12 protein-coding genes are annotated in these 14003 nt (G+C 63.8%); 5 read left to right on the top strand and 7 right to left on the bottom strand.

Translation table 11 applies throughout. The annotated features are described in order from the left end of the window. Positions 1 to 2: 2 nt before the first annotated feature. Complete coding sequence (locus WNB94_RS02240; protein WP_341388103.1) at positions 3 to 1247, bottom strand: TIGR03790 family protein; 1245 nt, start codon at positions 1245 to 1247, stop codon at positions 3 to 5. Positions 1248 to 1418: 171 nt separating this feature from the next. Here WNB94_RS02240 and WNB94_RS02245 point away from each other — a divergent pair, with 171 nt between their 5' ends. Next, on the top strand, positions 1419 to 2123 hold the full coding sequence (locus WNB94_RS02245; protein ID WP_341389917.1) for an IclR family transcriptional regulator: 705 nt from the start codon (positions 1419 to 1421) through the stop codon (positions 2121 to 2123). 33 nt (positions 2124 to 2156) lie between these two features. Here the strand turns inward: WNB94_RS02245 and WNB94_RS02250 are convergent, their stop codons facing one another. From WNB94_RS02250 to WNB94_RS02275, 6 genes are all read right to left on the bottom strand, one after another. Continuing rightward, on the bottom strand, positions 2157 to 3497 hold the full coding sequence (locus WNB94_RS02250; protein WP_341388104.1) for a serine hydrolase: 1341 nt from the start codon (positions 3495 to 3497) through the stop codon (positions 2157 to 2159). 108 nt (positions 3498 to 3605) lie between these two features. Continuing rightward, complete coding sequence (locus WNB94_RS02255) at positions 3606 to 5147, bottom strand: 2-isopropylmalate synthase (protein ID WP_341388105.1); 1542 nt, start codon at positions 5145 to 5147, stop codon at positions 3606 to 3608. A gap of 284 nt (positions 5148 to 5431) precedes the next feature. Continuing rightward, positions 5432 to 6211 carry a CDP-diacylglycerol--serine O-phosphatidyltransferase gene (gene pssA, locus WNB94_RS02260; RefSeq protein WP_341389918.1) on the bottom strand — a complete coding sequence of 260 codons (780 nt, stop codon included), beginning with the start codon at positions 6209 to 6211 and terminating at the stop codon, positions 5432 to 5434. 59 nt (positions 6212 to 6270) lie between these two features. Next, the gene (locus WNB94_RS02265; RefSeq protein WP_445819038.1) at positions 6271 to 6876 is read right to left on the bottom strand and encodes a phosphatidylserine decarboxylase; all 606 of its coding nucleotides are present in this window, start codon (positions 6874 to 6876) and stop codon (positions 6271 to 6273) included. A gap of 38 nt (positions 6877 to 6914) precedes the next feature. Next, the gene (locus WNB94_RS02270) at positions 6915 to 8261 is read right to left on the bottom strand and encodes a mechanosensitive ion channel family protein (RefSeq protein ID WP_341388107.1); all 1347 of its coding nucleotides are present in this window, start codon (positions 8259 to 8261) and stop codon (positions 6915 to 6917) included. A 35-nt stretch (positions 8262 to 8296) separates the two neighbouring features. Continuing rightward, a complete protein-coding gene (locus WNB94_RS02275) occupies positions 8297 to 9232 on the bottom strand; it encodes a histone deacetylase family protein (protein WP_341388109.1) in 936 nt (311 codons plus the stop codon). Between the two features lie 69 nt (positions 9233 to 9301). Here WNB94_RS02275 and WNB94_RS02280 point away from each other — a divergent pair, with 69 nt between their 5' ends. The 4 genes from WNB94_RS02280 (at position 9302) to WNB94_RS02295 (ending at position 13963) form a co-directional block, all read left to right on the top strand. Beyond that, on the top strand, positions 9302 to 10252 hold the full coding sequence (locus tag WNB94_RS02280; RefSeq protein ID WP_341388110.1) for an AAA family ATPase: 951 nt from the start codon (positions 9302 to 9304) through the stop codon (positions 10250 to 10252). Next, positions 10249 to 11277, top strand: coding sequence for a DUF58 domain-containing protein (locus WNB94_RS02285; RefSeq protein WP_341388111.1), 1029 nt, complete (start codon positions 10249 to 10251; stop codon positions 11275 to 11277). Before WNB94_RS02280 ends, WNB94_RS02285 begins: the two co-directional genes overlap by 4 nt. Then, complete coding sequence (locus WNB94_RS02290) at positions 11274 to 13427, top strand: transglutaminase TgpA family protein (protein ID WP_341388112.1); 2154 nt, start codon at positions 11274 to 11276, stop codon at positions 13425 to 13427. The genes WNB94_RS02285 and WNB94_RS02290 overlap by 4 nt, the downstream gene beginning before the upstream one ends. Before the next feature lie 197 nt (positions 13428 to 13624). After that, positions 13625 to 13963: an H-NS histone family protein gene (locus tag WNB94_RS02295; protein WP_341388113.1), complete on the top strand. Its 339-nt coding sequence runs from the start codon at positions 13625 to 13627 to the stop codon at positions 13961 to 13963. Positions 13964 to 14003 lie beyond the last annotated feature (40 nt).

The following is a 14003-nucleotide window of genomic DNA, read 5'->3' on the forward strand; positions in this document are numbered from 1 at the left end:
GCTCAGCGCCGGGAGGCGCTGATGCTCCACGGCACGAAGGGCGCGGCCAATGGCTCGCCCACGAACAGGCCCTGCTGGGGCCACAACACGCTGCGCCAATAGGCCTCGATGGCGGTGACGCCTTGTGCGTAAAACAGCAACAAAAACTGGGGATGAGGAAACTTCTGCAGGTGCGCGCAAGGCTCGCTCGTGGTGCCGTACGTGGCCGTGGCGCCCGCCTGGATCCAGGACAACACCGACATCTGGCCGCTCGGACGGTCCAGCAGCCCGCCAAACGAGGTCAGGTGGTCTGCCAGGGCGCCAGGCAGAAACCGGACCTCGTTCAGATAGGGCACATCGACCGCGCCGGTCAGGTACATGATGACTCGGTCGACACCCCGCAGCGCGTCGGTCTTGTCCAGCGACACCGACACGCCCAGCGGCGGCACCAGTCCGGCAGGCGGAAACAGCCGCTCACGCACGCTGCGTACTTTGTCGCTGGTGGTGACGAAATGCACCTGCGCTGGTGCAGCCCCCTTGAGCCCCAAAGTGCCATCCGATTGCACCCCGCGGTCGATCAAGGCCTTGGCCTGGGCCACATCGGGCGCCGCCAGCAACATGCTCAGGCGCATGCCATGATCGCGCCAGGGGCGCAACGACGCCGAGCCGAAATACGGTGAGTTTCTGGACCTGGCGCAAGTGCTGGTTTGGCACAAGCTGGGGTCGAAGCCCATGGTCAACGCCCCGGTGATGGAATTGCAATCGACGGCAAAGGGAAGCTTCCAGGCCAGGGCCAGAGCCTGCACCCGGTCTCCAAAAAACCCATCCACGCGGGACTGGAGTTGCGCAAACTCTGACGCGCTCAGTGTGCCCTTGATCGGCAGGGACACCCTCAGGATGCGCTCCGGCGGTATCTGTCGCATGCGCGCGTAGTAAGCGCCCACCTGAACCGAATAGGGATCGTCCTCGTTGATGACGAGGCCAAGGTCACGGGCGGACAGGCGGCCCAGCACCCTGGGGGCGCGCATCCACTGGCGCCTGGGCATGACACTCCAGGGCGGCAAAGCCGCCTCACCGCTGGCCTCATCGCCATCCCCCTCGGGTGCGCTGCCTGCGTCAGAGGCCTGAGGCGCCGCATCCACGACCTCGCCGGCAGAAGCACACCACCCCACAGAGGCCTGCAGCCCGCCCAGCCACAAAGCCAGCAGCACGCTGCACAGACGTGCTCGGGCGCACCACCGCGCCGATGTCATTTGTTCAGAGCTCATGGGTGTATGAAATGCCAAATAAGCCACCATGCAAAACCGGAAGTGCACTCAAGCCCACCGTTTTTTCGCCGATTGATGAGGGATCTCACTTTCTAAAAACCGTTCCCACAGAGGAAAACCCCCATGAGCGATCCGAGTCCCCACAACACATCGATCCAGGTGATCGGCAGAATGTTCTCGCTGTTGGACGCCCTCGCCCATGAAGGCGGCTCCATGTCACTGAAATCGATCAGCGAGCGCACCGGACTGCACCCGTCGACCGCACATCGAATCCTCAACGACCTCGCCTGCGGGGGCATGGTGGAGCGATCGGGGCCCGGGGCCTACCGCCTGGGCCTGAAGATGATGGCCTTTGGCAACCTGGTCAGGGCCCGGCTGGATGTGCGCGATCTGGCCGCACGATCCATGCAGGAACTGCACCGCCAAACCGGACAAACCGTGTCGCTGTATGTCCGGCAGGATGACGATGCCGTGTGCGCTCAACGCACGACCGTGGAACGTCAAGGCATTGGTGTGGCGCGGGTCAATGGCGTGCGGCTGCCGTTGTGCAGCCACGTGATAGGCAGAGTGCTTCTGCTGGACGACGGCACCCTCACCGTGCACGCACTCACCCAATCACAAGGCACCCGCCTGGAAACCGTGCAGTCAGACCTCGCGACGCTGCGCCAACACGGTGTTTTGATGGACCTGGAACACGCGGACGACGCACAGCCGCACCATGCGGTGGCCCCGGTGCTGAACGATCAGGGGCAGGTGTGCGCCAGCCTGTGCCTGCACCTGAGCAATCGACTGTGCCCAGCGGACTGGATTGAGCACCTCAAGGCTGCTGCCCGTCAGGTGTCGGCCGCTCTGGGCCACGCCGGTTCATCCGCCTGAGCCGCCCACACCAGGTGGCTCAGCCAGCACGGCTCAGGACGTGAGCTTGGCCCGGGGAAGGTACACGCCCAGCGAGCCTTCTTCGGCGGCCATCTCGATCCACCGGCGAATGCGCTCGGCGTCTGACAAGCGGGCACGCTTGCCTGCCGAGTCAAGAAACACCATGATGAACTTGCGGCCCGCCATGCGCGCCTGCATCACCAGGCAGCGCCCGGCTTCAACGATGTAGCCGGTCTTCTGCAAACCGATGTCCCAATCGGAGCTGCGCACCAGGCTGTTCGTGTTGCGGTACTGCAGTTGCCGATGGCCGATCGACACCGCGTGTTCGGGCGATGTGGACAGCTCTCGAATGAGCTGGTTCTGATACGCAAAGCGCGCCAGGGTGGCCAGATCACGAGCACTGGACTGATTGAGGTTGCTCAAGCCGGTCGGATCGGCAAAACGCGAATCGTGCATGCCGATGAGACGCGCTTTGGCATTCATGGCGCTGACGAAGGCCGACAAGCCACCTGGGTAGGTTCGCCCCAGGGCGTGGGCGGCCCGGTTTTCAGATGACATCAAGGCCAGGTGCAGCAATTCACCCCGCGTGAGGGTGGCCCCCACCGGCAGTCGAGAGCTGCTGTGCTTGATCGTGTCCACGTCGTCCGATGTGACGGTGAGCATCTCGTCGAGCGACAGCTGGGCTTCGGTCACCACCAGGGCCGTCATCAGCTTGGTCAGCGAGGCAATGGGCAGCACGGCATCGGAGTTTTTGGCAAACACCACTTCGTTGGTGTCCTGGTCAACCACCAGGGCCACGCTGGACTGCAACTCCAGCGGATCGCGCGTTTCATGCAGGCCGTAGAGGCGACCAAACGACGCACGCTGCAGTTGGCTGTCTTGCGCCATGCTGCTGGCCGGTGAGCGCGGCACGATGTCGGCCGACACCGTCATCGGCGCAAAGGCTGGCAAGGCAGCGGCCACTGGGGTCACCAGCGCGGCGCGTTCAACCTGGGCAGGACGTGTTTTGCTGGCCACCAGGATGTTGCGTTGAGACACGCGCGCCTGGCGGGTATTGGCTTTGGAACTTGATTTTTTGCTGGCCACACGCCGATCGGCGCGCTGGGCGTTGCGCTTGGCCAGGCGGTCGTCCTTTTTGGCTTTGCTGGCCTTGTTGACCTTGCTGGCCAGGCGCTTGTCGTCGCGCTTGGCCTTGGATGACTTGGCCTCGGAGGCACGCACCTTGGCCTTGGTGTCAGACTTCTTGACCTTGGCCGACTGGGTAGACGGTCGCTCTGCCGCAGCGTGCCCCATCACGGGCCACCACAAACCCAAGGTGACCGCACACAACAGCAGTTGTGTGAGCCTTTTGAACGTCAGCAACGGATTACGCACGGCACAGCCCCTTCGTCTTGGCCTCAGTGTATATAAAAAACGCGCAAGATCAAGTACTTACGCGCCTTTTATAAAGTGGTCTGTCACACCAGACCACCTGCCCCAGGGTCAACCCTGTGCCGCCACCTTCTCAGCCTTGCTGTGCAGCTTGTTCAAGGCTGCCAGATAGGCCTTCGCGGAGGCCACCACGATGTCCGGATCAGCGCCAACCCCATTGACCACGCGGCCGCCATGTTGCAGCCGAACGGTCACTTCACCTTGGGATTCTGTGCTTCCCGAGGTGATGGCATTGACGGAGTACAGGACGATTTCCGCGCCACTTTTCACGACAGACTCGATGGCCTTGAGACTGGCGTCCACCGGCCCATTGCCTTGGCTGCTGGCTTTGTGCTCGGCGCTGCCCGCCGCAAAGACGACGCTGGCCTGTGGGCGCTCGCCAGTTTCGGAGTGCTGCGACAGCGACAAGAGTCGGTAATGCTCTTGCTCGCTGGTCACACTCTCGTCGCCGACCAGGGCAATGATGTCTTCGTCAAAAATTTCGCTCTTGCGGTCTGCCAGCTCCTTGAACTTGGCGAACGCGGCGTTCATTTCGGTCTCGGAGTCCAGGTCGATGCCGAGCTCTTCCAGGCGCTGCTTGAAGGCGTTGCGGCCCGAGAGTTTGCCCAGCACGATCTTGTTGGCGGCCCAACCCACGTCTTCGGCACGCATGATCTCGTAGGTGTCGCGCGCCTTGAGCACGCCATCCTGGTGGATGCCGGAGGCATGGGCAAAGGCGTTGGCACCCACCACCGCCTTGTTGGGCTGCACCACAAACCCCGTGGTCTGGGACACCAGGCGAGAAGCCGGCACGATCTGCTGGGTGTCGATGCCCACCTCCAGGCCGAAGTAGTCGCGGCGGGTGCGCACCGCCATGACGATTTCTTCCATGGCGCAGTTACCCGCACGTTCGCCCAGACCGTTGATGGTGCATTCCACCTGGCGAGCGCCGCCGATCTTCACCCCGGCCAGCGAGTTGGCCACGGCCATGCCCAGGTCGTTGTGGCAGTGCACGGACCAGATGGCCTTGTCCGAGTTGGGCACCTTCTCGCGCAAGGTCTTGATGAAGTTGCCATACAGTTCCGGCACCCCATAGCCCACCGTGTCCGGGATGTTGATGGTGGTGGCACCCTCGGCAATCACGGCCTCGCACACACGGGCCAGAAAATCGATCTCGGAGCGATAACCATCTTCGGCCGAGAACTCGACATCGCTGGTGAGGTTGCGGGCAAAACGCACCGAGCGCTTGGCCTGCTCCAGCACTTCTTCGGGCGACATGCGCAGCTTTTTCTCCATGTGGAGGGGGCTGGTCGCGATGAAGGTGTGGATGCGCCAGGCATTGGCACCCTTGAGGGCCTCGGCGGCACGCGAGATGTCGCGGTCATTGGCGCGGGCCAGCGAGCACACGGTGGAATCCTTGATGACATCGGCGATGGCCTTGATGGCTTCGAAGTCGCCATTGGACGATGCAGCAAAGCCCGCCTCCATCACGTCCACCCTCATGCGCTCGAGCTGGCGGGCGATGCGCAGCTTCTCCTCACGGGTCATCGAGGCGCCGGGCGATTGTTCGCCATCGCGCAAGGTGGTGTCGAAAATGATGAGCTTGTCGGTCATGGTGGTCTCCGTGAGAGAAAGTGGCCGCCGCCTGCCGCATTGCGATTCGGATGGCTGGGAGACTTTCTGTCGTGTGCAACACGTTCAGGCAATCGCCAAACAAAACGGCCCGCAAGAAGCGCTTGGCGGGCCGTGATGCAAAGGGACTGAAGTACAGACGTCAGCGATCAACGCGCCCGGGGCACTCCCAGTAGTAGCAGCAGCGATGCGTTGAACGTGTTCATGGCAATCAATATAGCATGGGCGCTCAGGGCGCGGCAGGCGGGCTTGTGCGGATTTTTCTATCAGCGGTGTAGCCCGGCTTCATCGGGCTCGTCGGTTGAGGTGGAAATCACGGACACCGGCTTGCCTTTGAGCCGCTTCCAGACATAGACGCCATACCCCGAGGTGCCGTAAATCACGAAAATTGCAAACAGCACGATCGGCGGGTGGATGGTGATGACCGCCAGGCCCAGGGCGATGGCCACCACCACGATGAAGGGCACGGTGCGACGGAAGTTGACATCCTTGAAGCTGTAAAACGGGATGTTCGTGACCATGGTCAGACCGGCGTACAAGGTGACGGCGAACGCCAGCCACACCATCCATGGCAAGGTCAGCGCACTTTCGCCCAGGTCGGTGACCACCCAGATCATGCCCATCACGAGCCCGGCCGCAGCCGGACTGGGCAGCCCCTGAAAGAAGCGCTTGTCCACCACCGCGATGTTGGTGTTGAAGCGGGCCAGGCGCAGCGCAGCACAAGAGCAGTACACGAACGCAGCGATCCAGCCCCACTTGCCCAGGTCTTTCAGCGCCCACTCATAAATGATGAGCGCAGGCGCCGCCCCGAAGGACACCATGTCCGACAGGCTGTCCATCTGTTCGCCAAAGGCGCTCTGGGTGTTGGTCATGCGGGCCACGCGGCCATCCAGGCTGTCCAGCACCATGGCACAGAACACACCAATGGAGGCCAGCTCAAACCGGCCATTCATGGCCATGACGATGGCGTAGAACCCGCCGAACAGGGCCGCCACCGTGAACAGATTGGGCAGGATGTAGATGCCTTTGCGACGTGGGCGCGGCATGTCATCACCCTCGTGTTCGGCAGAGGCGTCGGGCTCTGGCACCTGGTTGGACTGGGGATTCATGCAGACTGAAGAGAAGCAAGGATGGAGGTGGTGGCGCTGACTCGGTCGCCCGGAGCGACACGGGGCACCGCCGTGACCGGCAGGTAAACCTCGAGACGAGCGCCGAACCGCACGTGGCCATAACGTTGGCCCCGCGTGACCGTCTGGCCGGGCTGGATCTGGCACAAGATGCGGCGGGCCAGCCAGCCGGCCACCTGCACCAGCGTCACCGTGTGCCCAGCCGAATCGATGACCACGGCGTTGCGCTCGTGCAGCGGCGAGGCCGGATCCAGGCTGGCGTGGAACATGGGGCCCGCATGGTACTGCACGGAACGGACCACACCGTCCACGCTGGCGCGGCTGGATGGGCCATCTACCCAACTGGAGGTCAAGCTGATGCGCAGTGCCTCGCGATCGGCATAGGGGTCTCTGACCCGGTCCACCCTGACGACCCGGCCATCGGTGGGCGCCAGCACGGCGCCGGGCACGGCGGGCACCACCCTGGGCCGCTGGCGCCAGCGCCACAGCAGCGCCAAACCAGCCGCCAGCACCAGGGGCACGCCCACCACCGGCCACTGCCATGTCACGAGCAAGCAGGTCAAGCCGAGCGCCAGGCCCCACATGGGGTACTGCCTGGCCAGGATCAATGCAGAAGGCGTCATCATCGTGACGCGGAGGATACCCCAGGTGCAGGCACATGGTGCACCACCCGCTGCGGGAAGGGGATTTCAACGCCCCATTCATTGAGTTTGCTCAGGATGGCCATGTTGACCGCCGAGCGCACGGACATCTGCCCGTTCTCGGGGTCACCGATCCAAAACGAGAACGTGAGCTCCAGCCCGTCAGCGGCAAACGCTGTCAGGAACACGTTGGGCGCGGGGTCTGCCAGCACCCGCGGCACCTCGGCCACGGTGGACCGCAAAGCGGGCAGCAGGCGCTCGACGTCGGAACCGTAAGCCACCTGCACCACGGTATTGAGCAACAACAGCCGATCGGCCAGCGACGCGTTTTCGACGCGCTGGGTGATGAGCAACTCGTTGGGCACGATCGACTCACGGCCATTCGGGGCACGCAACAGCGTGTAGCGGGTCTTGATGTCGGTGACCTGCCCTTCGAAATTGTCCACGCGAACCAGGTCACCGATGCGCAAGCTGCGTTCGGCCAGGATGACAAACCCGCTGACGTAATTGGCGGCCAGCTTCTGCAGGCCAAAGCCGATACCCACGCCCACCGCACCGCCCACCACCGACAGTGCGGTCAGGTCCACCCCGGCAGCGGACAGGGCCATCATCAGGCCGACACCCAACAATATGGCGCGGATGGCGTTGGCGGCAATCTTGCGCAATGACAGGTTGTCGCCGGCGCCCTTGAGCAGCCGCGACTCGATGGCCGACGACAGGGAGAGCGACAAGATCAGCACCAGCACGGCGCTGATGATCCCTTCTACCAGGTTGCGCAGACTGACTTCCGTGGAGCCCATGGTCCAGCGGATCTCGTCCATGCCGGCCAGCACCATGGGCAGCAATCCCAGGATCCACATGATGGAGGCCAGCCACGCCATCCATGACACGGAGCGCTCCACGATGCGCACATGGCTGGAGTCAGGGAAGATGAACCGCAACACCTTCACGGTCAGGCGGATGACCACGAGCGAGACCAGCATGGGCACGGCCACGCGCAACACGGTGGACGGATCTCCCTGCCCCAGCAAGCGCCTGGCCACGTAAGTGAAGGTCAGGGCCATGACAGGAAACAGCACGCCGTCGACCACATGGTGGCCCAACCAGATGGACGCCACATCACCCGGCTCACGGCCTCGCCACGCGCGAATCATCAGCCATGCAGCCGCCAGACACAGCGCCAGCACGCCCAGATCACGAAGGTTGTCGGGATGACCCAACTGCGCCGTCAAGGCCGCCAGATCCTGAAATGCGATGGCCGGGGTCAACACGGACGATACGGGCGCAGACGATGCTGTCGCGCCCTGCGAAACAAGAGCCATGGACATGAACACACCCGAGCACGGGCCAGCCGGCCCTGCGCTCAGCACTCCATCAAGGTTTTGACATGAGCGGCCACCGAGCGCCCCAAGGCGCTGAGGTGATAGCCACCCTCCAGGCAAGAAACGATGCGCCCCTGGGCATGCCGTCTGGCCACATCCATGATTTTCTCAGTGATCCAGGCGTAATCGGCCTCGACCAGGCCCAAGCCGCCCATGTCGTCTTCGCGGTGGGCGTCGAAGCCGGCGGAAATGAAGATCATTTCCGGCTTGAAATCCTCCAACCGGTACAGCCAGTAACTCTCGATCACATCGCGGATCAATCGGCCATCGCTGCGCGCAGGCACCGGCACATTCACCATGTTGCCGGCCCGGCTGTCGGCACCGGAATGCGGATAAAAGGGGTGCTGGAACAAGCCCACCATCAACACACGATCGTCGCCGGCCATGATGTCTTCGGTGCCATTGCCATGGTGCACATCAAAGTCGACGATGGCGACGCGGTTGAGTCCTCGGCGGTCCAGCGCGTGGCGTGCAGCCACCGCGACGTTGTTGAAAAAACAAAAGCCCATGGTCTGGTTGTGCAGGGCATGGTGGCCGGGCGGCCTGATCGCGCAAAACGCGTTGTCCAGTCGCCCGTCCAGCACGGCATCGGTGGCGGCCACCGCCGCTCCAGCTGCCCGCCAGGCTGCCGAGCGAGTACCCGGACAAGCCCAGGTGTCCGGATCCAATGCCCGGGTGTCGCCGCTGGCTTCGAGTTGCTGCAGAAAGTCGTCCAGGGTCAGCACGTAATTGAGGTCGTGGGCCAGTGCCAGATCGTCATTGCTGGCCAAGGGCACCTCACCATGGGTGAGCAAGGCATCCAGCCCATGCGCCCTCAATTGGTCTTCAATCGCGTGAATGCGCTGAGCGCATTCAGGATGCCCGGCACCCATGTCATGCGCCAGGCAATCGGGGTGTGAGAAATAGCCGGTGGCCATGGTGTGTCTCGCTCTGCACGCCTAGCGCGTTTACGTTATGGTTCCATGATGCTGCGCAACGAACTTCAGATGCCCCGACCTGCCGACCCAGGCCCTCGGCACACCCCGATGCCGTCGCTGTCCATGCTCATTGATCAGGTTAGCACGATCATTGTGGGCAAGCGAGAACAGATCAGCCTGTGCGTGACGTGCCTGTTGGCCGGCGGCCACCTGCTGATTGAAGACGTGCCCGGGGTGGGCAAGACCACCCTGTCCCAGGCACTGGCACGCAGTCTGGGACTGGCGTTTTCGAGGGTGCAGTTCACATCGGACCTGCTGCCCTCCGACCTGCTGGGGGTCAGCGTGTTTGAACGGCAGAAAGACGCCTTCGTGTTTCACCCCGGGCCGGTGTTTGCTCAGGTGCTGCTGGCCGACGAGGTCAACCGGGCAGGGCCGCGCACCCAAAGCGCGCTGCTGGAGGCGATGGAAGAGCGGCAGGTGTCGGTCGATGGCGTGACACACCCCCTGCCATGGCCGTTTTTCGTGATCGCCACCCAAAACCCCACCGATCAGTTGGGCACGCACGCCCTGCCAGAGTCCCAACTGGACCGCTTTGCCCTGCGCTTGTCGCTGGGCTACCCGACCGCCGAAGACGAACGCGCACTGCTGTCTGGGCACGATCGGCGTGACGCCTTGCAGAGCCTGGCCCCAGTGATGTCCCTGGAAGACTGGCGTGCCTGGCAAGCCCGGGTGACGGAAGTCCATGCCGCTGACGCCCTGCTGGACTACCTGCTGGCACTGATCAGCGCCACACGGGATGGCCGCTGGTTTGTGCAGGGCCTCAGCCCCCGTGCGGGCCAATCATTGCTGCGCCTGGCGCGCGCGCGCGCGCTGTTGCACGGGCGTGCACACGTGTCCCCCGAGGACATCCAGGCTTTGTGGGCACCCGCGGTCGCCCACCGCCTGCAGCCCGTGTCGTCGGCCGGGCGTGGTGCCGCAGCCCAAGCCCGCGCCTTGCTGGAAGCCACTGCCGTGCCATGAAGACAGTGGCAGGTGTTCGCCAACGCTGGCGTCAACGGATCGCTGCATGGTGGGCCGCCCGCCTGCCACCACGGGACTCGATCGAGTTCACGCACCGCAACCTTTACATCCTGCCCACGCGGGCTGGACTGGCCTACGCCGTGGTGGTGGTGGTCTTGTTGCTGGCGTCCATCAACGAACAACTGAACCTGGGCTACGCCCTGACCTTCCTGCTTGGTGGCGCGGCCATGGTGGGCCTTCACCAGACACACGCCAACCTGCACGGCCTGCAGTGGCGCTGGCTGGCCCCGGCACGCGTGCACGCCGGGCAGGCCTTGTCGCTGCAACTGCAGGTTCACAATCCGCACCGACGCCGTCATCGGTATGGTGTGACCGCCCGCTGGGATGCGCAGCATGCGGTGGCCCTGGAGGTGAACGCTGGCGAATCACTGCGTTGCGAACTCGACGTGCCCACCCATGGCCGCGGGCCGCTGCACATCGAGCGGCTGACGGTGGAAACACGCTACCCCTTGGGGCTTTTTCGGGCATGGGGCTACTGGCGCCCCGCTGGCACCGCATTGGTCTGGCCCGCGCCGGACCCGGCAGCCCCTCCACTGCCCGGCGATGGCGGCCATGGGGACACGCACATGCCACTGCAGGCGCACATGGGCAGAGACGGTCAACTGGATGGCTTGCGCGCCTATCAGCGCGGAGACCCGATGAAGTGGGTGGCCTGGAGAAAATCGACCCATGCCCTGGCCGCCGGGACCGGCCTGGTGGCTCGCGAACCCGCGCACCACCAGAGCCCTGACCTCTGGCTGAACCTGGACGACAGCCCCGGACTGGCAGGGCTGACCATGGAAGCCCGCCTGTCACGTTTGACCACCTGGCTCCTGCAGGCCGAAGCGCAACACGCAGACGGTGGCGCGGCCTATGGACTGATTCTGGGCAGCTACCGTGTGTCGCCCGGTCACGGTGACCAGCACCTGCGGCACTGTCTGGATGCACTGGCATGCTGGCCTCAGCCGCCCGGAGGGCTGGCATGAGCGGACTCACCGAACGCCTGCCGTGGTCCGGCTGGAGCGCCAGGCTCAGCCGCGAAGGAAGGGACACCATCTGGCTGCTGGGCATTCTGGCGCTGAGCATGGCCCCCCATCTGGCGCGACTGCCACTGTGGTGCGCCGCCGGCGCGCTCGGGGCGCTGAGTTGGCGCGCCTACCTGGCATGGAGCGACCGGCCCCTGCCCTCCCGTTGGGTGCTCACCCTGGCCTTGATGGCCAGCATCGGGCTGACCTTGTGGAGCCACCACACCATCGTCGGCCGAGAAGCAGGCATCACTTTGGTGACGGTGCTGGCCAGCCTGAAGACGCTGGAGCTTCGTGCGCGGCGCGATGCTTTCGTGATCACCTCCCTGGGCTTTTTTCTGGTGCTGACGCAATTCATCCACTCGCAAAGCCCCTGGATGGCCTTGATGATGCTGGTGGTGGTGTGGGGGCTGCTGACATCGCTGGTGCTGGCCCAGCGGCCACTGGGCCGCCCGCCCATCATGGTGGTGGGGCGGGCCACCGCACGCACCATGCTCATGGGGCTGCCCGTGATGCTGGTGCTGTACGTGCTGTTTCCGCGACTGGGGCCGCTGTGGAGCAACCCCAGCTTGAACAGTGGGCGCACCGGCCTGTCAGACCGCATGGAGATGGGGCAAGTGTCAGAGCTGGCACTGGACGACAGCATCGCCATGCGTGTGCGCTTCGATGGCGCCATGCCACCGCCTCAACAGCTGTACTTCAGGGCCTTGGTACTGGGGCAGTTCGATGGCCGCACGTGGTTGCCACGACGCCCCGGAGCGGCACCATCGGCACTGATGGACAGCCCGCCCGCGCTGAAGCCGGGCGCGACACCTTCCACCTACCGATATCAGCTGACGTTGGAGCCTCAGTCGATCGCCTACCTGCCTTTGCTGGACGCGACCTTGCAGGCCAGACCGAGCCCCCCTTTTGAACAACCGCGACCACAGGCGCGAGGACGCGAGTGGGTGCTGGACAAGCCCTTGCAACAGCGCGCGCAACTCGATGCCTTGGCCGTGCAGCCCGAGCAACTGCAAGCCTCTGAAGAAAATGCGCTGAGCATCAGAGATTGGCTGCAGCTGCCAGCAGGCTACAACCCCCGCACGCTGGCGTGGGCGCTCAAACAGCGACGCCAGTCGGAATGGGCCACCGCCCCGGCATCCGTGGTGGTGCCCCGGCTGTTGGCGTACATACGCACCAACGAGTTTCGATACACGCTGATGCCGCGTGACGCTCAAGCGCCCACCCTGCACAGCATCGATCGATTCTGGCTGGACACCCGCGCGGGATTTTGCGAGCACTTCGCCTCGGCCTTCGTGGTGGTATTGCGGGCCATGGACATTCCGGCACGCGTGGTGACGGGCTTCCAGGGGGCCGAACGCAATCCCGTGGATGGCTTGCTGGTGGTGCGCAACAGCGACGCCCACGCCTGGGTTGAATACTGGGATCCTGGACGCGGCTGGGTGCGGGTGGACCCCACGGCAGCGGTGGCGCCAGAGCGCGTTGACCGCACCCGACCGGCCCTGCGCTTTCCACAAGAAGCCTCACGCGCCATGAGGGCGGTGGATCAGGCGCTGTGGGGAACACTTCGGGCATACATGGATGCCGGCAACCACCGCTGGAATGTGTGGGTGCTGTCTTACTCCCGACAAAACCAGATGGATTTGCTGCGCCAATGGGGCATGAGCCGCCCCGACACCACCGACCTCATCCGCTTGACCGCGATGACCGTGGCCATCGCGGGCCTGGCAGGGGCCTTGTTCATGTGGTGGCCGTGGGCGCCATGGCGCCGCGCATCGCCGTGGACGCGTCAATTGATGGGCATTCACCAAGCCCTGTTGCGGGCTGATTTACCACCGCCTACCCACTGCCCTGCACCTGCACCCGCTGCCACCTGGGCTGCACACCTGCGCCAACTGTGGGCGACACAGTCGCCTCCATCGCCGGAACAGGCCATGGCCAGACAAAGCCTCGTCGATGGACTCAATAAGCTGGACAGCCTTCGTTACGCACCCCAAATACCTGGAAACTCCACCAGGATGCAGGTGGTGCGTGAAGTAACCACCCATATTGAACATTTAAGCAAAATCAACAGACGCTCTGGCAAGCAGACCTCAAAACACCACAAATAAGGTCACCAAGCCACATTTATCAGGATTCATGGGGGCCGTTGGAGGCCAAAACGAGAAGGTTTTGCGCAAACGCGAAAGGCGTGTATAGAATATGCGCATGGTGGTGTATGGCTTACCTGTGCCTGCACGACCTGCCTTGAGAATAACGCGACGCCTTATCGTCAACCTCAGATACCGACACAGTCACAAGGACACCCATGAGCAACTACCAAGAACTGCTGGCACAAAAAGAAGCCTTGGCCAAACAAGCCGCTGAACTGGACAAGCAACTGGCCGAGGCACGACGTGCCGAGCGCGCCGCCGTGATCAATCAGATCAAATCCCTGCTGTCCGAGCATGGCCTGACCGTCGCAGATCTGGGTCTGAAGCCTGGCAAGTCGGCTGCGTCCGGTGCCGCCGCCGGCACAGGCCGCAAGGTGGCCCCGAAGTACCGCAACACGGCAACGGGCGAGACCTGGACCGGTCGTGGCCTGCAACCCAAGTGGATTCAAGCCGCCATCGCTGGCGGCAAGAAACTCGAAGATTTCGCCATTTGATGCGTTGATGCAGTGTGTTGCACCCAGCAACACACTGACG

This window comes from Aquabacterium sp. A3, assembly GCF_038069945.1.
Lineage (GTDB): Bacteria > Pseudomonadota > Gammaproteobacteria > Burkholderiales > Burkholderiaceae_C > Aquabacterium.